At 45.7% G+C, this 20370-nt stretch carries 11 protein-coding genes, 2 rRNA genes and 1 pseudogene (1 of these 14 only partly in view); 4 read left to right on the top strand and 10 right to left on the bottom strand.

The annotated features are described in order from the left end of the window. Positions 1–446: 446 nt before the first annotated feature. Positions 447–1160, bottom strand: coding sequence for a substrate-binding periplasmic protein (locus ACRRSY_RS02790; RefSeq protein WP_432464309.1), 714 nt, complete (start codon positions 1158–1160; stop codon positions 447–449). A 377-nt stretch (positions 1161–1537) separates the two neighbouring features. On the opposite strand from ACRRSY_RS02790, the gene ACRRSY_RS02785 reads away from it, so the two are divergent. Further along, positions 1538–2086 (top strand): hypothetical protein, encoded by a 549-nt coding sequence (locus tag ACRRSY_RS02785; RefSeq protein ID WP_432464308.1) that lies wholly within the window; start codon positions 1538–1540, stop codon positions 2084–2086. 172 nt (positions 2087–2258) lie between these two features. On the opposite strand, the gene ACRRSY_RS02780 is transcribed toward ACRRSY_RS02785, so the two are convergent. Continuing rightward, a complete protein-coding gene (locus ACRRSY_RS02780) occupies positions 2259–2873 on the bottom strand; it encodes a hypothetical protein (protein WP_432464307.1) in 615 nt (204 codons plus the stop codon). 1006 nt (positions 2874–3879) lie between these two features. On the opposite strand from ACRRSY_RS02780, the pseudogene ACRRSY_RS02775 reads away from it, so the two are divergent. Continuing rightward, a pseudogene (locus tag ACRRSY_RS02775) lies at positions 3880–4020 on the top strand (transposase); the annotation flags it as partial. Between the two features lie 224 nt (positions 4021–4244). Here the strand turns inward: ACRRSY_RS02775 and ACRRSY_RS02770 are convergent. Beyond that, a complete protein-coding gene (locus tag ACRRSY_RS02770) occupies positions 4245–4865 on the bottom strand; it encodes a single-stranded DNA-binding protein (protein WP_432464306.1) in 621 nt (206 codons plus the stop codon). 53 nt (positions 4866–4918) lie between these two features. Continuing rightward, on the bottom strand, positions 4919–6283 hold the full coding sequence (locus tag ACRRSY_RS02765; RefSeq protein ID WP_432464702.1) for an MFS transporter: 1365 nt from the start codon (positions 6281–6283) through the stop codon (positions 4919–4921). A gap of 170 nt (positions 6284–6453) precedes the next feature. On the opposite strand from ACRRSY_RS02765, the gene uvrA reads away from it, so the two are divergent. Together uvrA and ACRRSY_RS02755 are read left to right on the top strand one after the other, a co-directional pair. After that, positions 6454–9285, top strand: a complete 2832-nt coding sequence (gene uvrA, locus ACRRSY_RS02760; protein WP_432464305.1) for an excinuclease ABC subunit UvrA — start codon at positions 6454–6456, stop codon at positions 9283–9285. Positions 9286–9325: 40 nt separating this feature from the next. After that, positions 9326–11233 carry a Wzy polymerase domain-containing protein gene (locus ACRRSY_RS02755; protein WP_432464304.1) on the top strand — a complete coding sequence of 636 codons (1908 nt, stop codon included), beginning with the start codon at positions 9326–9328 and terminating at the stop codon, positions 11231–11233. A gap of 213 nt (positions 11234–11446) precedes the next feature. On the opposite strand, the gene ACRRSY_RS02750 is transcribed toward ACRRSY_RS02755, so the two are convergent. From ACRRSY_RS02750 to ACRRSY_RS02725, 6 genes are all read right to left on the bottom strand, one after another. Further along, positions 11447–12691 (bottom strand): endonuclease, encoded by a 1245-nt coding sequence (locus ACRRSY_RS02750; protein ID WP_432460842.1) that lies wholly within the window; start codon positions 12689–12691, stop codon positions 11447–11449. Positions 12692–12740: 49 nt separating this feature from the next. Beyond that, positions 12741–15794 carry an ExeM/NucH family extracellular endonuclease gene (locus tag ACRRSY_RS02745; RefSeq protein ID WP_432464303.1) on the bottom strand — a complete coding sequence of 1018 codons (3054 nt, stop codon included), beginning with the start codon at positions 15792–15794 and terminating at the stop codon, positions 12741–12743. A gap of 103 nt (positions 15795–15897) precedes the next feature. Then, on the bottom strand, positions 15898–16887 hold the full coding sequence (locus ACRRSY_RS02740) for a hypothetical protein (RefSeq protein ID WP_432454703.1): 990 nt from the start codon (positions 16885–16887) through the stop codon (positions 15898–15900). 139 nt (positions 16888–17026) lie between these two features. Then, complete coding sequence (locus ACRRSY_RS02735; RefSeq protein ID WP_432464302.1) at positions 17027–17893, bottom strand: DUF2608 domain-containing protein; 867 nt, start codon at positions 17891–17893, stop codon at positions 17027–17029. Positions 17894–19053: 1160 nt separating this feature from the next. Further along, a 5S ribosomal RNA gene (rrf, locus tag ACRRSY_RS02730) occupies positions 19054–19169 on the bottom strand. Between the two features lie 111 nt (positions 19170–19280). Beyond that, positions 19281–20370, bottom strand: a 23S ribosomal RNA gene (locus ACRRSY_RS02725); it runs 1798 nt beyond the window's last position.

Below are 20370 nucleotides of genomic sequence, written 5' to 3'. Positions count from 1 at the left end.
CGATAAATACAATGGAAGAATATAAAAATGTTATACTATAACATTTTGAACTAAATCACACCTAACAGATACAATTAATGGTATGCAAAGGTAAGACAGCTAGCATTTGATACACTAAATGGCTATTTGAAAGAAGTGTCTACAGAAGAGGAGCAACCACTCTTCGATTATTTTCGCTCCACATATCCCAAATAGTAAGCTGTCTAGAAAACTCGTCCATTGAAGTTCCTGATTTACTGAATACCAATCTATATAGTCCAAATATTTTGGATAATACCAAGTGGATCAGTTTTGCATGCTCGGTGACCTACGCAGGGCCCCCGCAGGCGCTGGCCCCTCGTGAGCACCAGCCAGCCCATGCTTTGAATGTTTTTGTTTCCTGTGAAGTTAAGTGCAATGAATAATAGTTTTATGCGACTCCTGTGAGGGTTAACGCCTCGCATAAGCTAATGTTGGAAGGCTTGGGCTTGCTCTTGAATGTTACGAATGATTCCCTCTTTTTCCATCTGTTGCAACGCGGCTGTAAGGGGAGCGACCAAGTGTTTATTCTTGACGTGAAGGTAATGAAACGATTGAATTGAAACTAACGCTGGCTCCAAAATAACCAATCCTGTCAGCCCTAGTTCTTTCAGTGTCATCAATCCTGTAGCACGTGATGTCACCACGACATCACTCCTTCCAGACTCAAGTTTCCCAAAGGCTTGCCTATATGTCTTCACTGCTTCCGATATTGTCCCTTCAACAAGGTTTACTTCAATCAACTTGATCCCACGTAAATAACCCACTCGGTAAGGAAGGAGGCTTTTCCAGCCGTCGACCAGGAATCGCTTATCTTTTGTAATCGCCACAAAATCAGTCACCGAGATGGGGACTGGGAGCCTGAGTAGATTGGGATATAAGTGCTCTATCCCTGCCTTGCGGAACAGCTCTCCATCCACATTACCATCATTCGCGCTCCGAAGGGCTCGATCGCCGGGGAGTGGTCGTAACACCATTGTGATACCAATTCGCCTGTAGGCCTCCATCATCACTTTCTCGGCAACGATTTTAGTGGCATTTTCACCCAAGAAGGTCGAAATAACGACTTGTTGCGCGTGTGCAACTCCAGCGCTTGTCAGTAGAACACTCACCACAGCAATGACCAACAAGTGATATTTCATGAGCATATCTCTTTTTTTATTTGCATTGTTTATCGTTCGCGCTGGTACGAATTGGTATAGACACCAGCTCTTCCCTATATAGTTAATAGTTCATTCCAAGCAGAAATTCCTTGTTTACTTTTTAGCGTTTAACAAATGCAACTGACTTCCATTTACTGGTAAGGCCTGAGAATCCTAGCCACTTTCTAGGTTCTCAGACAACTGTTGTTTACATCCCGTAACTCGACATTGGACAGAAGACTTGTTAGTGTAAAAGCGCTATTTGCTGATGTTCGGATTAGGATTTGTAGGGGTAACGCTGCCATTAACTTTGCAGCAAGTTGAGTATGTGGTCAATGACTGGCAAAATACCATTTTTTCCTATGGAACATAATGTTATGTTAAAAAACTTGATGCCACTCGGAAGTGTGTTACTAGTGGCAGCTTGCAGCACAAATCCGCTCAAACAACAATCAGCTAACTATCAGCTTCACGTGACATACCATACAGCGGTCAACGAATTACCACTGCCGAGAATGGAAACAAACACGATTATTGACGTTAACACTATAAACCTGAAGCCAAGTAGCCCAAACAGTAATTCAGTTCAGACCCTTGGTGGGTTCGATTACGCCGTCAAATGCAACGAAGCAAAGTCTCAGTGTTGGCATAGCCACGTATACCCTACCTTAGAGTATCGAGTGTTAGATCAAGGAGACAGCTCTCTACTTGTGAAGGGACAGTTTATATCTCAAGCTGGCAGAGAGATCGTGTCTAACGATAGCGGTAGCTATGTCAAATTAACAATTGATAAAGATGTTCCTGTCTGGATTGAAGGTACCGAAGTAATTCCTTTTTCTTTATCTACGGATAGCTTTGAACCGCTGCAACTTGAAGCTCCAACAGGCAACAAGATTACCTTAAGAATAGATAAGATCGAGCACTAAAGGCACCTCCCCTAATAATAGGGAAGGACTGTATAGAACAGTTAACGCCCGCATAAGGGGCTGCAAAACTTAAGCGGTGATTGGTTAAACTTTGGGCGAAAGCACCAAACTAATCGCCGCGTAGTTTTGGTGTCCCAGCGAGCCTGCGAGCGACTTGATGCGTTTGTTATATTTACGGCCCTAATTGGAGCAACTGAGGAGAAAAATCGAATCTTTCAGCATGCTGAATTTTGACTTTATCTTCATTATAGGTAGTTGCATTACCTTTTTCTCCTACGGATCGAAAGATTATGCCGTGCGACAAGTAGTAATTGTAGTAACCACCTTTTATCAGCAACACACTAGGATCTTCCGTATAGCGGTACAGAGGCACTTCATTTGTCTTTTCCCAATTCTCTACTCTATTAGGTTTTTTACCCCTTTGACAGCGCCAGTAGATCATGCCGTCTTTGTATACAGAATAAGTTGGGTTGTATTCAGTATAGGTTGGTCTACCGCCTCTTTTTATCTGAGCCTTAGTCAAGGTGTAACATTCGTTAAGATCTCGTATAACTATTTTTCCAAGGATGACCTTGGAGCCATAAAACGAGCAATAAGCCTCAGCCTTACCACTATAGAGTTTTACAACATTCCCATGTTTCGACACATGATAACTAAATTCTGAACTTACATGTCCTTGAAGCATATGACAAACTGATATCCGCTCTTTCCTTGTTGTGTCATTATCAATCTCACGAAAGATCAAAGGGTCGTATTTTTGACCACCAACAAGCAACTTAAGGAGCATTATTCCTCCAATAATAATGGTCCAAACTTTCAATCCACTGTTGATGGCTCACCCCGTAAATATAACGCTAAGTAGGAAGCACGTGCTTCCTATCCCATTCAATGAGCACGCCTCCTGTCACAGAAAGCGTGACCTAGCGCAAGGTCGCTAGGCTGTTCATGCTCTCTCTTTAACTTATTGTCTAGTTTCAGGTTTTCTTTTAATTTTATCAATAGTCAGTATTCAAATTTTATAAACAAAATAAACTAGACACCCATTCTAAAAACAAAAATCTTTCACACTCCCGATAGCCAAGATTACGCTTTTAAATCCCATCATCTTCGCCGAGTAGCGCAAATGAACAAGGGAGCAAAGTTGAAGTCTGTTTGAGCGTAGCAAGTTACTTCAACGCCCTTGTGAGTGAGCAACGGAGGATCTAAGAAGGTGCTGGGTGGCCTTTCTTTTGTATACTTTTCTTTGGCCAGCAAAGAAAAGTATATCGCCGTCAGGGCGAAACCCTCACTAACAGATCTATCCAAAACTAAATGATAAAAACGAGACTAACAGCTCCCACAATAGAATAAACTAGACAATAGAATAAACTAGACACCCATTCTAAAAACAAAAACCTTTCACTCTCTCGATAGCCAAGATTACGCTTTTAAATCCCATCATCTTCGCCGAGTAGCGCAAATGAACAAGGGAGCAAAGTTGAAGTCTGTTTGAGCGTAGCGAGTTACTTCAACGCCCTTGTGAGTGAGCAACGGAGGATCTAAGAAGGTGCTGGGTGGCCTTTCTTTTGTATACTTTTCTTTGGCCAGCAAAGAAAAGTATATCGCCATCAGGGCGAAACCCTCACGAACAGATCTATCCAAAACTAAATGATAAAAACGAGACTAACAGCTCCCCAAAAAATAAGTTAACTCATTTTGGGGCAAAGGCACGTTAGTGTTGCGATAACTCGACAAAACTATTGGTTAGTCATCATTCTTCATTCGATGCATGCTTACCCAGCACGACATACATGACCTTGCCGACCTTCACATTCTTAAAGCTTATCTTGCAGCATGTATTACCCAAGGGCTTACAGCGGGTGAGAGATTATGGTTTCTTACGGGGTAACGCCAAACACGTATTGCGGCGCATTCAATTAGCACGATTAACTTTGACGCTAGCAAACTTAAAGATGTTTTTATTCGGTGAGGGTTTTCGCAAGCTTCTGATGTACATAAAAATACCCATGTGCAACAAACCTTAAACCAAGATACCTTATGTCAAGGTATGGGGCAAATTTGTCACACTATGGGTAAATTATGTCACTCTATGGTTCCAGCGACAAAAAGCCCCGTACGACGGGGCTTTCAGAGCTAATAACTATACAACAATTCCAGCCTAGAACGGAATATCGTCATCGAAATCCATAGGTGGCTCGTTAAACTGTGGCGCAGGCGCGGCTTGCGGTGCAGGCTTAGCCTGTGGCTGAAAACCACCTTGTTGCGGCTGAGGAGCCTGTTGCTGTGGTGCCTGTTGCTGTTGTGGTGCTGCTTGTTGGAAACCATGAGGGGCCGGAGCAGGCGCAGCTTGTTGTTGCTGTCCACCCCAGTTATTTTGCTGCGGTGCTTGTTGCGGTGCGCCGCCCATGGATTGCCCCTGCCCACCTTGACGACCACCGAGCATTTGCATCACGCCATTAAAGCCCTGTACAACCACTTCGGTCGAATAGCGGTCTTGACCATTCTGATCTTGCCACTTACGGGTTTGTAATTGACCTTCGATATAGACTTGTGAACCTTTACGAAGATACTCGCCAGCTACTTCGGCTAACTTGCCAAATAGCACCACTCGGTGCCATTCGGTACGCTCTTTCTGTTCACCGGTTTGCTTGTCTCTCCAACTCTCTGAAGTAGCAATGGTAATGTTGGCGACGGCCCCTCCGTTTGGCATAAAACGAACTTCGGGATCCTGTCCCAAGTTACCAACCAAAATTACTTTATTAATGCCCCGAGTGGCCATGTATATCGCTCCTATAATCTATCTGTTGTGGCGAGAAAAGACCCGCTATAATACTAGGCTGCACGCAGCAAATCCAATGCTCTAGCCAATTCAAATTCTTTTGTTTTTACTTTTAAGTAAACAGTGTTGTCTTGTGCGATCACCACCGCCTCTACAACCCCCGGTAAAACCTGAAGTTTTGCCAATAAATGAGCAGGTTGTTGGCTTGATGATATCGCCAAGGAATAATTTTTTATACCTGCCTGCGCACGCATTCCTAAACTGACCAGTAGCCAAATCAACAATACTGCGATAGAAAACAAACTCACCGCATGCATGCCACCCGCCATATATAGCGCACCAGCACTACTACCACCAATAAATGCACCCAAAAACTGGCTGGTGGAAAAGACCCCAAGCGCCGCGCCTTTGTTCCCCGGCGGTGCCAGTGTTGAAATCAAGGCGGGTAGGCTGGCCTCTAAATAATTAAAGCCAATGAAAAATATCGCCAATACCAACCCTAATAAACCAACCGATTGAAAGTCGACAAATAACAAAGCATTCGCCAACAACAATAAACAAATGGCAAAAATAAAATAACCTCGTTGCTGATTGCGCTTCGCCGAAATAATCAGTAGCGGCACCATAAGCACAAACGATACCAGTACCGCTGGTAAATAGACTTGCCAATGATGAGCTGGGGCTAAACCGGCATTCACTAAACGTAGTGGCATCACCACAAATAACGCGGTCATCACCAAGTGTAAGCTAAACACGCCCCAATCCAAGCGCAATAACTGAGGGTTACGTAACAATCCTAGCATTTGCCGCAGGTTAACACTCACTTCACCGCTGGGCGCCTTCACTTCTGCGTTTGGCACTACAAACTGCACCACCAACATGGCCAACACCGCCAAACCGGCAATTAACCAAAATAAACCCGACAGGCCGAGGGAAGCAGAAATGACCGGACCTAGAACCAAAGAGGCCGCAAAGGATAAACCAATACTCACCCCTATAAAGGCCATCACTTTGGCGCGTTGCGTCTCGCGACTCAAATCAGCAGCCAAAGCCATCACGGTACTGGCAATCGCGCCCATTCCCTGCAAGGCTCGCCCAAGCGCGACACCATGAATAGATTCTGCAAGCGCTGCGACCACCGAGCCCAAGGCAAACAGACTCAGACCCATGAAAATGATCGGCTTTCGACCAAAGCGATCCGATAACCAGCCCATAGGGATCTGGAACAGCGCTTGGGTTAAACCATAAGCACCAATGGCAATCCCCACCCATAGCGGAGAGAAATCTGTTAACTGTTGGCCATATACGGCTAACACTGGCATCAACATAAACAAGCCAGCCATGCGTAAAGCAAATAGCAAAGCTAAGGAATATGCGCCACGTTTCTCGGTGTTATTTAAGTGTTCTTCTACAGCCATACCCATCAAATATTCACCAATAAAGAACCGGTAATGCTACCACAAGCACTCTGGGTCAAACCAGCTTAAGATTGTCACCCAGTGTGAATAATTATCCTTAGGATCTACTACGCAATTATCTCAACAATATGTAATACTGGGCGATTTAGCGCAGCATTTATCAGGTAACAATGGACAGTATCGATATTCGAGGTGCCCGCACCCATAATCTGAAAAACATTTCTCTCACTCTTCCTCGTGACAAGCTAATTGTGATTACTGGTTTATCGGGTTCGGGTAAATCTTCCCTCGCCTTTGATACGCTTTATGCCGAAGGGCAGCGACGTTATGTCGAGTCTTTATCCGCTTACGCCAGACAGTTTTTGTCACTGATGGAAAAGCCCGATGTGGATCATATCGAAGGGCTATCCCCGGCGATTTCCATTGAACAAAAATCGACCTCGCATAACCCACGCTCTACCGTGGGCACCATTACCGAAATCTACGACTACTTGCGGCTATTGTATGCGCGAGTGGGTGAGCCTCGTTGCCCTCATCATCATCAACCCTTAGCTGCGCAAACCATTAGCCAAATGGTCGATAAGGTATTTGAAGAACCCAAAGACAGTAAACTGATGTTGCTGGCGCCAATTGTGCGCGACCGTAAAGGTGAGCACCTTAAAACGCTGGAGAACCTCGCTGCACAAGGCTTTATTCGCGCCAGGATCGATGGCGAGGTCTGTGACTTAAGTGATCCCCCAGATCTGGAGCTACATAAAAAACACAATATTGAGGTGGTGATCGACCGCTTTAAAGTTCGTGTCAGTGAGGATTTAGCCCAGCGCTTAGCTGAATCCTTCGAAACTGCCTTAGAGCTTGCCGACGGCACGGCAATTTTGGTGGACATGGACAGCGGAGATACCCGCCAACTATTCTCGGCAAACTTCGCCTGCCCAGTGTGTGGCTACAGTATGACCGAATTAGAGCCGCGAATTTTTTCTTTCAATAACCCCGCTGGCGCTTGTCAGGTCTGTGATGGTTTAGGCGTTGACCAGTTCTTTGATGATAACAAAATCATCCTCAACCCCAAACTCAGTTTAGCGGGTGGCGCGATCCGTGGTTGGGACAAGCGTAATTTCTATTACTACCAAATGTTAAAGTCACTGGCTGCACATTTCGAGTTTGACTTAGAGCTGCCCTTCGACAGCCTCAGCGACAAACATAAAAAGTTAGTGCTACATGGTTCCGGTCGGACCAGCATCGAATTTAAATATATGAATGACCGAGGGGATGTCACGGTGCGCAAGCACCCCTTCGAAGGCATCATTCCAAATATGCGCCGTCGCTATAAAGAAACCGAGTCAAATGCGGTTCGCGAAGAGTTAGCTAAGTTTATCAGTAACCAAGAATGTCCTGGCTGTGGCGGCAGTCGACTCCGCGAAGAAGCGCGTAACGTGTTTATTGGTAGCACCAACCTGCCCGAAGTTAGCCGCAAATCAATTGGTGAAGCGATGACGTTTTTCGGCTCACTGGAACTGGTGGGGCAACGCGCGCAAATCGCCGACAAGATCCTTAAGGAAATATGTGAGCGTTTAAATTTCTTAGTCAATGTGGGGCTTGATTATCTTTCCCTCGAGCGCAGTGCCGACACCCTATCAGGGGGAGAAGCTCAGCGAATTCGCCTCGCCAGTCAAATCGGAGCAGGTTTAGTCGGCGTAATGTATGTACTCGACGAGCCCTCTATCGGCTTACACCAGCGTGATAATGAGCGCTTACTTGCTACCCTGAATCATCTGCGGGATCTGGGTAATACCGTGATTGTAGTGGAACACGATGAAGACGCGATCCGCGCCGCCGACTACATCGTCGATATCGGCCCAGGGGCGGGTGTGCATGGCGGTGAAGTGGTGGCGCAAGGTTCGATACAGCAGATCCTCAACACTCCCGATTCTCTCACCGGTCAATATCTGAGTGGTGTCAAATCAATTGCAATTCCTAAGCTCCGCCACCCAGCAGGAGAAGACTGGTTGAAACTCAACGGAGCCAGCGGCAATAACCTAAAAACCGTCGACTTAGCGATCCCTCTGGGCTTGTTAACCTGCATCACAGGGGTATCCGGCAGCGGCAAATCAACCTTGGTGAACGATACACTCTATAAAATCGCCCAAAAAGAACTCAATGGCGCAGCGGGTGAAGACATCGCCCCCTACCAAAACATTGAAGGCCTCGACAAACTGGATAAAGTGGTGGATATCGATCAAAGCCCGATTGGTCGTACACCTCGTTCGAACCCCGCCACTTACACCGGTATTTTCACCCCGATTCGCGAACTATTTGCGGCGACTCAAGAATCTCGCTCTCGAGGTTATAAGCCTGGACGGTTTAGCTTTAACGTAAAAGGAGGCCGTTGTGAGGCCTGTCAGGGCGATGGCGTCATTAAAGTAGAAATGCACTTTTTACCTGATGTCTACGTTCCTTGTGATGTTTGCAAAAGCAAACGCTATAACCGTGAGACCTTGGAAATCAAATACAAGGGTAAAAACATCCACCAGATCCTCGATATGACGATAGAGGAAGCCCGGCCATTTTTTGATGCCGTCCCAGTCATCGCCAGAAAGCTACAAACGCTAATTGATGTCGGGCTGACCTACGTCAAACTAGGGCAATCGGCAACCACTCTATCGGGCGGTGAAGCTCAGCGAGTTAAATTAGCCCGAGAATTAAGCAAACGTGATACCGGACAAACCCTTTATATCTTGGACGAACCAACCACTGGCCTACATTTCCATGATATTCAATTACTGCTGGACGTGATCCATCGTTTACGCGACCACGGCAATACGATTGTGGTGATTGAACACAATTTGGATGTGATCAAAACCGCCGATTGGATCGTCGACCTTGGTCCAGAGGGAGGCAAAGGGGGAGGAGAAATTCTTGTTGCAGGCACACCGGAAAAAGTGGCCCAAGAGGCTCGCTCACATACCGCTCGATTCTTAAAACCGATGCTCGCCGGGCATTAAGCCAGAGGGTGGCAACACCCTCCATTTTCAAGGAAGCAAAATGTCGTCTAAGTGGACTCTCGAAGCTTGTTTTAGCTATGTGTTTGCCGTATTGATGTTCATTGGCATGCACTACTTCCAGCACAATCAAGGTGGCAGTGGCTTAGAGCTTCCTTTTAACTTAGTGGTATGGTGCTTCACCAGTCTGCTAATTGGCTTGGGTTTACTCAAAGTCAGTCATTCACAGCGTTTACGCTATAACCGCAGCTTGCTAGTGATGCTGTTCAGCACAATATTGTTATGGCTCCCCTTACTCTATCCTAATGCTGAATTTGGCGAGTTTGCAATAGACCGACTCCTCGGCTTAAGCGCTGGCATACTGATTATCTTTTCGATAATGCAACTGGAACTGAGTCGCCAGCACTGGCACCACATTCTTTATTTTATACTCGCAGGCGTACTCATCGAGAGTATCTATGCACTGGTTCAGCTCTACCTACTGACCCAAGGTAACTGGGTCGGTTTTAATGTGAATGCCACCAGAGCAGCCGGAATATTCCAACAGCCCAATGTATTAGGAACCTTTGTTCTATTTGGTTTGTTAGCCTCGGCTTGGCTAATTTCAGAAAAGGCTGTGCGTAGCAAACTACAACAAATTATCGTGTTTGGCTGTTGCTTTTTTGCCGCGTGGGCAGCCATTGTGAGTGGCTCAAGAACGGTGTTGATAGCGCTATTCGCGCTGTTACCTCTATTGTTTCCTTACCTCAAAAATTCCGCAGAACCGCATTTATTACGAGGCTGGTTAATCTGCATCGCCCTCGGCTGTTTAGCACCGGCGCTACCAGAATTGTTGAATGATGGTGTCGCGCGCGACGCTATTGGTGGAGAAACCACCGCTTACCGAGTCACGATGCTTAAGGTGAGCTGGGAACTATTTAAACAACAGCCGTTCATGGGTTGGGGTTACGGTGCTTATGATGGCATTTATCATAATGCGCAAGCGGCATTTAACGCGCAAGGTCTTATCAAGGGCTACCACTTCAATGTTGCTCATCCACATAATGAAATTGCTTATTGGGCCGTAGAAGGCGGATTACTACCACTACTCACCTTGCTATTTCTGGCTGGCTACTTTATCTATAGCATCTTTAAGCAAACATGGACCAAAGCATGCTTTCATCTCGGACTGCTCTTTCCTTGCCTATTACATACCATGACCGAACTGCCCTTCTATCATTCTGCAATCGTTTGGCTACTCTTCTGCTTTTTTGTAAGTAAAATCGCGACCGAAGCAGAAGGCCTTTGCACAAAGCCTTTCCCTGCCAAATTTGCGCCAAAGGTATTTGCTGGATTAATTCCGCTGTTTACCATCTTATTCATGCTCACCGGCTTACAAACCATTCACCATATCAGTACTTTCGAACGAACTGGCTCAAGTGATGTCAGCTTACTTGAGGGGATCATTAATCCTCTGCCCATGCTCAGTCGTTACGAATTTGATGCGATGACCTTCCGACTCAATGCTGCCAGTAAATTGCATTTAAGCGATGAGCTTAAAAATTATTTAAGCTGGTCAGACTCGTTAATGAGACGAAAAACTCGAACCGAAAACTACTACAACAGGATCCAAGCGTTTAAAGCACTAGGCCTCACCAAACAGGCCGAGCAAACATACCAACAAGCCCTATTTATTTATCCAGATACAGAGCGGGTTTCTTTTCGCTACATCTTTGCGATGAGAACCGGAGAAAAAGCGCTACAAGCATATTTAATCTGGAATAAACAACAGCTGAAAGACAAGCCAGATGCAGCGTTGTATATCCATCAAATTAATGGATTAGTGCTTTTAGGACGGATCGATGAAGCACTTCGAGTGCAACAACAAGCAAGCCAACGACTACCAAACGAATTGAAGCTGCGAAACATTCCAAGCCTAAAGCCTTATACCGAGCCAATGGGTTCATCATGACCGCCGCTCAGGGTTGATGGTTACGCTCATAAAAAGCATGTCTGCTGGCGTTGTTAACCGCAAGTGAGTGGAAAAGTCATTTTGTGAAATATGCGCAAGCGGGAAAATGGGAACCTAGATGCAAGATAAAAAAACTCAGACCTATCAGAAAAGCAGGTCTGAGTTTATGTTCAGCTCAGCCTTTGATGAGGCTGAACCAATGGCGTAAAATAACTAGTTAAAGTAGTACTTGGCCGCTTCAAAACCTTCTTTACCCCAAATTTGCTCAACAAACTCAGGATGATCGATGAAAGGATTACGGTTCCCTTGGAACTCAAACACTTTCTCGTTACGGTCTTTCTCTCTTTGACTAACCGGATCTTGTTGATGCCAGCGCATCATCATTTCCACAAACCAACGACGATAAACCTGGTCAGAGCTATTTTGCTCAAACACCGCGTAGGTCTCATCGCTTTGCTCGTACCAGTCATCACTCTGGTTGGCGACGTTGATCACATCTTCATAACGAGTCGCCATATAAAAATAAACTCGCGCAATATCCCCTTTAAATTCATCAATGGGTTCAAACACCGCTTGAGTATAACCCAGCTCATCATGCCCCATACCGCGCTTCGAACCATTTTCAGAAGTGAAATTCACGGTAGACGGATCCACTTCACCGTAAGGTAGGTTGCCACGTATCCCATTAACGTAACCATCGGTTGCATACAAATTATTTACATCGGAATACATCGGATAACCGTCATCAAACCAGCTTTTGGGCATCACATGCTCACGGTTATAACAATCGCCTTCACCTTTATAATTACCACACTGATCGTCACCAATGGTGTAATTGTATGGATCAGCGCCATTTGGCACCTCTGAATAGATATCTAGAATTGAAGCATCTTGCTCATAATACTTATCTTCTGAGCCACCTAGCGCAAAAAAGTCCCAGACGCCGCTATAACTCTGCTGGTTGTAGCCTTGTTTGATAATGCGATGCAAGGCGGTTTTGAGTAAGTAACCATCGAGCAAATCGGCATCGGCATAGTAGCCACTGAGTTCTTGCTGATAAGTATTTTGGTAATCGCCTGCTACAAAGGTTTGACTCAAGAGGTCGGTAAACTCACCAAAGTCGCCGTTATCACTAAGAATAAGCTGATTAGCCACATAGAGTTCAATATTACCTTCACCGTAGGAACAACAAAGCCCATCGTTCCCGGCATCTTTAAAATCGATTCGGTAACCACCGGGGTCAAAACCAAGGTCGATGTCATAATGGGTACTATTCTCGTAACCACTACCAGAGGCCACCACTTCTAGACGACTGTTGGTAATCGTCCAACTCAACTCCGATGCATTGCGGTCGGTATTGATGACCAAACGAGCATCAATTTTACTTTCTTGGTCGTTAGACCCGCAGCCTGCGAGTAATAGCGGTGCTGCAACTAAAGCTATTTTAAAAATATTCATAATCATCCTTTCCAGCAGTAAACAGCAGAACTGTTTACTGCATTATTCCTTATGATTGGAGCGAAGCGGTTCTGCGTCGAAAAAGCAGTAAACTCAACATGCTTAGCAATACCCATGGGCCACTAGAGCCTGCACTGGAACGTTCACCAAAACTACCCGTTTCGGTGACCGTTGAATGTTGTTCTGTGACCTGTGCATCGCCGTAATAACTCTCTGCCACAAAATCACCGACAACCACCGCTTGGAAGGTATGAGCAAGCCAACCTTGAGTAATCTGTTGCTCCGTCAGTTTGATATGCGCGACTTGTGATTGCGTCACCACACCATTGCTGTTCATATCGGAAACCACTAAGGAAACTTCATCACCAACGGCAATAGAACCAACTGCCAGCTTGGTTAAGTCCATCACCGCTTGATAACCTTCACTCGCGATTGGTGTTGCTGCAGCAGGCATGTTGAGTGGCGACTCAGGTAAAGCAATCATCGCCCCCTGAGCAAGCGCAACCACTTCGCCATCCCCGTCAATAATATCTAGACTGAGCAGCGCCGGATCATGGTCAGAAGAACGATACGGATCGGCAAATTTTGGCAGGCTTCCTGTATACTGGCCTTCATACTGGAACAACGTTGACTCTGCTGAGTTAATGTTCCAGTCGGCGGCATCCTTCACATAGGCCCGCAGGTCTGGCGAGATCAGAATATGATCGAGGGTACCAACGGTTTCGTTATAGGAATAACTAATGGTTTCGGGATGTAGCTCTGGCACAATATTGATGTAGCCATAGCTGTGATCAATGACTTCACCTGCGTTACCAGTAAGTTCCTCACTCCCCACCTTCACATTACGTCCAGCCTCAACGGCGTAACCCGCAGGGGCGCTATTACGATTAGTGAGTACTAACAACGGGTCTTCTTTGGCATAGGCATTTAAGTCACCAATAATCACCTTGTAACCATCATAGTTCTCTAACTGACGACCTAAATAGTCTGCCGCTGCCGTACGGAAGTGCTCACAGTTGCCCTGCAGATCATCATCTTCTACGGCGTACACCGTATGGCCATTTTCATCCACCGACTTAGCCTGCAAATCTTCCCAGCAAGTACTGCCTTTCGATTTGAAATGGTTGACCGCAACCGACAAAGTTTTTTCCCTTGGACCATTAATTTGGAAGGTTGGGATCAAGCTGTCACGCATATACTTGGTGGTTGGACGGAAGTCTTCAAAATCGCCATCAAAATACACAGGATAATCTTCAGCTGGAACAGCCTGACGAGGCATATTCAAAATGTCGATCTTATCTAGACCCACTTTCGCTTTGCGATAAATAACCATGCTGGTAATCGCATCGGTACCGACATATTTAGCACCTTCAGGCTTGGCTATCACGTATTGTTTCGCTGCCGGTAGCTTCTCATTCAGTGCTTTTACCAAATCAACCACCGCCGAGTCGCTGTCAAAACCGTTGTTTTCGATTTCCATCAAACCAACGATATCCGCATCTAAACCTAGAATTGCAGCCACAATCTTAGCGCGTTGAACTTCAAACTCCTCTAGCTCGGTTGCACCACGATTATCTTTCAAGGGATTTTCGTCACCACCGAACGGCGAGTTGAAGTAGTTGAGCACGTTCATGGTGGCAATGCTTAAGTCACCGCGTTCCACATCGGGAGCCGGTGTTCGGTCAGGAATATGGCTATAGGTAAAGTTGCTGTTATCAAGCTGATTGGTGACAAAGAAGCGATAAGCGCTATAAGAATAGGTAATGACTCCCTCAAAACCATCTAGATTAGCTCCAATTCGTAGATAGCTGTCACTGGTACCAGTGCCATCATCGCGACCAAAATTGGGGAACCAAGGCACCACGCCATTCGGCGCGCTCTGAAAACTTTCGATATACAATTGGCGCTGCGCATTACTCTTTACTTCCGCCTCTGCGTCCGCACTTCCTGGCGTATATTTCTGGGTTGGCTGGAACAGCAACCCACTATGCGCGGCAATCATATTGTTACGATAGGAGTCGTAGTCAAAACCGAAGGTTCGTGCCACAACAATATCTGACTCTTGGTCAAGCTTGGTCAACATCCCTTCGTAACGCTCGTAAGTATCCTGTACCGACACATCACTATCCAGCATTCGCAAAGGCGTCGCTGCAATCTCACCTGTAGCACCAGTGACAAAGCTCAGATCGTAGCCTTCAGACTGCTCGGGAAGCAGCATAGTCCAACCATAAGACTCGGTGACTTTGGCGTATACTTCGACTTCGTCACCCACACTCAGATCCTGACTCTCCGCACTACCACTATTAATTAAGGCCGAAACGGAACCTTTCACAAAAATACCGTCAGAGCTTAGAGGATCACTGTCTCCGCTCTCATCTTGAATGAAATACCCCTTCGGTAAGTCATTCCCCAAGGCTCCAACCTGAACAGCGGTCACAACTCCTTTGACTAGATACACATCTTGTGAGGTAAAACTCCCGTCTTCAATCATGGGCGAACGGCTACCCGTCCCTTGCAAGGCCATAATTGTACTAGCGGTAAAGTCACCTGCAGCTGGTGCTGTCGGTGCTGGCGGCGCGACACAGCTATCGTCGGCCGCATTAAATTGGCCAATATTACTAATATCGTCTTTTGCTAAGACCTTCCACTGCCAATCGACATAAGTCGCGCTCGGCGTAAGATCACAGCGTTGTAGGGTGACGTCTTTGTTGTATGCTAAATCGTACAGATCGCCCACAACATCGATGGCAACATCGTTATGCAGCAGTGCAACACCATCATCACCGTTATATTTCACTAAGTATGAAGTCGATGTTACGTCAGCTAAGCTGAGCAAAGCATCACCGGCATCTTTATTCGCAATTACCCAGACTGCATTCGGCTGTAGGGTAACACCACTTAAGTCGTAGCGATTTTGCCATTTATTTTGGAACTCGCTGGCTAACTCATAACCGGTAAGTGTGACAGCACTGGTTCCGCTGTTAGCAATTTCAATGGCCTTATTGTTACTCGAGCCTTCTACCACTTCAGATATATAAATATCGGCGTGGGATAGCATGGGTAACAAAGCCGCCATCATTGCAGGATAATAAAACTTCTTCATGTTTCTCTCCGCAAGAGATATGACTTAAAGAATGCTTAACTTATGACGCATCCTTCCTCAACTAACGTCCTGCTGCCTGATACAAGCAGGGACAAGTGACAGACTAGAACCAGTAATACACTTTGCCGTAGCCGTAGCTACCTTGCTCGCCACCAGTCACAAACTCGGTTTTCAGCACGATGTTGCGGCGGTACTTATAATTCAGACTGATCGCAACCCAAGAGTCATCAACCCAGGTACGAAACCCGTCATCGCCCATATCTCTGTTCTCGGTATCAACATCAACGATGGAGTAAACCAGATTGGTTTCAATTTTATCGGTGATGTCATAACCAATTGATGCAACATAAGTAAGCGCATCTTTAGAATCATAACCTTGCTCTTCTTCACGGTCGGATAAAGATACCAAACCACCGAGTCGAACTGGACCAACCCAGCCTCTTGCGTGTACTGAATAGATCTCACCACGTTGGTCAACGGTTTCTGCGCCAAGCAATACGTCAACCGTGTCATTAAAGTAACCGAGGTAACCATTAATCACTTCGCCTTCGCGAGAGTCTGTTTTGTAGTTATCCCAGCCTTGAGTTGAATAAGAAATACCGTATTTAAAGTTATTAATACTGCCGCGGTATTTAGCGGTACTGTCCTGATCACCGGCTTCGCGAACTTCTGCGGCACCATCCACTGAGAAATCACCCATTTGATCGTAATGGTCATAGGCAGTATCAGTGCGGCCAAATTCTATTTTATCGCCGTTTTCAAACTCCCAGCCAACATAGGCCTTATCTAACACCTGCTGGAATTCGTTTTTGGTCGTCCAAGGCGTACGCTCATAATCGAAATCAATATGAGCGAAAATCTGCCCGGTTTTAACCACGAAGCCAAAAGACATAAACGTATCATCGGAATAAAAGCTATCGTAGTCCCACTTTTCACCGTTATCGTTGTAGTCCTTCCCTAAGTAGCCGCCGACTTCAAAGCTGCCAATAAGATCAATGGAATCACCATCTTCTCCCTGATAAATGGTGGCCGCATTTAAGCTGCCCGCCGCAAATAGTGAGCAAATAAGTAAAGATAGATTTGAACGTTTCATAGTAACTTCCTGTTATAAAGTTGTCCTTTGAATGGACGAGCAAGCCCGACTACCTTGAGTAAACAAGGAAGCGCGAGTATGAATAAAAGACTGATTTGAGGGCGGGAGTTAAACCGCCCAAACTAAATGTAAAGAGGCTTTAGTTAACGCTGAGACACTTGCCGGAGTCACGAGCGGGAAACACAGTATTGAGAGTGGTGTTTAACTGTTCCCAGTCTGCAGCCATTTTGTCGGCCTGAGCTTGGGTAAGTACGCTGCCGAATTGTTGTTCACGTAGATGTTCAACACGGGTGTAATGAAATAAACTCACGTCAACGTCTTTGCTGTCTTTATAGGCAGCATCAACATTTTTTATGTTTTTCGCGGAGTCATCAATAAATATAATCTTATCGAAGCTGCGGCCTGTCTTTTTGAGGATGTATTCAAGCATGGTGCCTTTGTTCATCCCAGTGGTCATCATCACACCCTTGGCATAACTCAGTTCACGCTTAGTGACTTCTCGATAGACCGGAGACGTTTGCCCTGCTGGTGCTAAGGCGGTCACATTGAAGTCAATTCCCTTATTGAGTAATTCGCGCTCGGTGGCCGCACGATACTTTGGTGAGCGAGAAGTCAAAGCCATCATGGTATAACCGTCTTTTTGCCACTGACTAATAAGACTAGGGACAGACTCTTCGGTCAACACCTGAGGGTTCAATTCATATAACAGACCAATGGTGTCTTCAAAAAGACAAGCCACCTTTTGCTCCGCCGCAGGTTTGATCGCTAATTTACCACGCTGCCATTGATACCAAATATCGCCACCGAGATCGACACTACTGGTTAAAATCGTGTTATCGATATCCATCACGATAAGCGTCTTGTCGACCGGGTACTGCTTTAGTTCGCTTGCAACTTTAGAAGTGATATCTGCATAACTATTTAAATCGATAACTTCAGTGGCTGCGACTGTCACTCCTGAATAAAATAACAATGCCGCACCAATTAAACACAATTTGCTGTTCATTTGTTCGATTTCCCTAAAATTTTGGAGTGATTGTTTAGTCAAACACCCGTACATCCATTACTAACCAAATGCATAAAAACTCAAGTCAATATTATGTTTAGAGCTTTTATACAACTATCCTATATCTCCTTCTTGTTAATGAAAAGTAAGCAACACCACTCATTAACGTGATACATATCACACTTCTAACATTAAGCTGAGCTTACGTATATTTTGATATAGAGCATCTTAATCACCAGATACAGCAAGCAAAAAATGTAAAGCGATTTAATATACAAATTAAGCTCACGGTTAAATTTACAACCAATTATCACCAATAATGTTGATATTGAGTTATATTCGTTTTATTCCCTTATGAACGATATAAGTCCATAAAAATAAAAGTTGCTGCTTAGCTGAACTAGCGACTGAATCAAGATTTTCTTTTCAGGCGTAATTTCTAAGCAGCCCAGCCCTACAAAATATTCAACTTACTTTAGAGTCAAAGCATTTCAAAAATCATTCAGGATCTAAATACCCAATCCTCAAGATCAGAATCCTCGGTGAAATTTGATGCACAATTTAGTCAAATTAACTTGGCGATATGACTAACAAAATAGGCTCACTCATCGATGTGGTTAGTCTGTTATAAGAACGCCATAACGAAACGCATAAATAAGCTTATCCGAGATCTCTAAAAAGCTGCCTGGCGATGTCGAGCCCACTCTCACATGGGCAATTACAGACATAAAAAAACCAGCATATAGCTGGGTTTATAAAATAGACGCCTGGCGGTGAAACAGGTACGCAGTACCGCTAGCCTGAAAAAGCACACATTTTCGAAGTGTCCCATTCTGCTCACGAATAAAACCTTCGCGTTAACTGCGCGATGCAGCATTGCTAAATCTCAGACATAAAAAAAGCCTATCCGTAAAGATAGGCTTTCTCTCAATCGGTGTCTGGCAATATCGAGCCAACTTTCACATGGCTTGTTCATGAACATCGGTTCGCCTTGGCTGCCCTTGCTAATTGACAGCCCTTGCTAAATCTCAAACATAAAAAAAGCCTATCCGTGAGGATAGGCTTTCTCTAAATAGGCGCCTAGCAATATCCAGCCCACTTTCACATGGCAATTTCAGACATAAAAAAACCCAGCACATAGCTGGGTTTTTAAAATAGGTGCCTGGCAGTGACCTACTTTCACATGGGGAGACCCCACACTATCATCGGCGCAGTTGCGTTTCACTTCTGAGTTCGGCATGGGTTCAGGTGGTTCCACAACGCTATTGCCACCAGGCAAAAACTTGTTGTCTTTAACATTCGAAAAAACTGATATATCCCACGAGTATAACAAGCACTCTTGGTTTCTAAAATAAAGTATCTATAAGCAACACCCTTTAGGTGTTGTATGGTTAAGCCTCACGGGTAATTAGTACAAGTTAGCTCAATGCCTCACAGCACTTACACACCTTGCCTATCAACGTTGTAGTCTCCAACGGCCCTTCAGAGGACTTAAAGTCCTAGTGAGAATTAATCTCAAGGCCTGCTTCCCGCTTAGATGCTTTCAGCGGTTATCAGTTCCGAACGTAGCTACTGGGCAATGCTATTGGCATAACAACCCAAACACCAGCGGTTCGTCCACTCCGGTCCTCTCGTACTAGGAGCAGCTCCCTTCAATTCTCAAACGCCCACGGCAGATAGGGACCGAACTGTCTCACGACGTTCTAAACCCAGCTCGCGTACCACTTTAAATGGCGAACAGCCATACCCTTGGGACCGACTTCAGCCCCAGGATGTGATGAGCCGACATCGAGGTGCCAAACACCGCCGTCGATATGAACTCTTGGGCGGTATCAGCCTGTTATCCCCGGAGTACCTTTTATCCGTTGAGCGATGGCCCTTCCATACAGAACCACCGGATCACTATGACCTACTTTCGTACCTGCTCGACGTGTCTGTCTCGCAGTTAAGCTGGCTTATGCCATTGCACTAACCGTACGATGTCCGACCGTACTTAGCCAACCTTCGTGCTCCTCCGTTACTCTTTGGGAGGAGACCGCCCCAGTCAAACTACCCACCAGACACTGTCCGCATCCCGGATAACGGGACAACGTTAGAACATCAACACTACAAGGGTGGTATTTCAAGGTCGGCTCCACATCATCTAGCGACAACGCTTCAAAGCCTCCCACCTATCCTACACATGTAGGGTCAATGTTCAGTGTCAAGCTGTAGTAAAGGTTCACGGGGTCTTTCCGTCTAGCCGCGGGTACACCGCATCTTCACGGCAATTTCAATTTCACTGAGTCTCGGGTGGAGACAGCTTGGCCATCATTACGCCATTCGTGCAGGTCGGAACTTACCCGACAAGGAATTTCGCTACCTTAGGACCGTTATAGTTACGGCCGCCGTTTACCGGGGCTTCGATCAATAGCTTCGCTTGCGCTAACCACATCAATTAACCTTCCGGCACCGGGCAGGCGTCACACCGTATACGT

It is taken from the genome of Agarivorans sp. QJM3NY_33 (assembly GCF_050870865.2).
In the GTDB taxonomy this organism is placed as follows: domain Bacteria; phylum Pseudomonadota; class Gammaproteobacteria; order Enterobacterales; family Celerinatantimonadaceae; genus Agarivorans.
Note: the sequence above shows the minus strand (reverse complement) of the source record. Positions and strands in the feature narration are given on the sequence as shown.

Excerpts from the sequence above, each read along its gene's own strand:
- ACRRSY_RS02770 (WP_432464306.1), bottom strand. The coding sequence starts at position 4,865 with ATGGCCACTCGGGGCATTAATAAAGTAATTTTGGTTGGTAACTTGGGA.
- uvrA (WP_432464305.1), top strand. The coding sequence starts at position 6,454 with ATGGACAGTATCGATATTCGAGGTGCCCGCACCCATAATCTGAAAAAC.
- ACRRSY_RS02785 (WP_432464308.1), top strand. The coding sequence starts at position 1,538 with ATGTTAAAAAACTTGATGCCACTCGGAAGTGTGTTACTAGTGGCAGCT.
- ACRRSY_RS02740 (WP_432454703.1), bottom strand. The coding sequence starts at position 16,887 with ATGAAACGTTCAAATCTATCTTTACTTATTTGCTCACTATTTGCGGCG.
- ACRRSY_RS02755 (WP_432464304.1), top strand. The coding sequence starts at position 9,326 with ATGTCGTCTAAGTGGACTCTCGAAGCTTGTTTTAGCTATGTGTTTGCC.
- ACRRSY_RS02790 (WP_432464309.1), bottom strand. The coding sequence starts at position 1,160 with ATGAAATATCACTTGTTGGTCATTGCTGTGGTGAGTGTTCTACTGACA.
- ACRRSY_RS02745 (WP_432464303.1), bottom strand. The coding sequence starts at position 15,794 with ATGAAGAAGTTTTATTATCCTGCAATGATGGCGGCTTTGTTACCCATG.
- ACRRSY_RS02780 (WP_432464307.1), bottom strand. The coding sequence starts at position 2,873 with ATGCTCCTTAAGTTGCTTGTTGGTGGTCAAAAATACGACCCTTTGATC.
- ACRRSY_RS02735 (WP_432464302.1), bottom strand. The coding sequence starts at position 17,893 with ATGAACAGCAAATTGTGTTTAATTGGTGCGGCATTGTTATTTTATTCA.
- ACRRSY_RS02765 (WP_432464702.1), bottom strand. The coding sequence starts at position 6,283 with ATGGCTGTAGAAGAACACTTAAATAACACCGAGAAACGTGGCGCATAT.
- ACRRSY_RS02750 (WP_432460842.1), bottom strand. The coding sequence starts at position 12,691 with ATGAATATTTTTAAAATAGCTTTAGTTGCAGCACCGCTATTACTCGCA.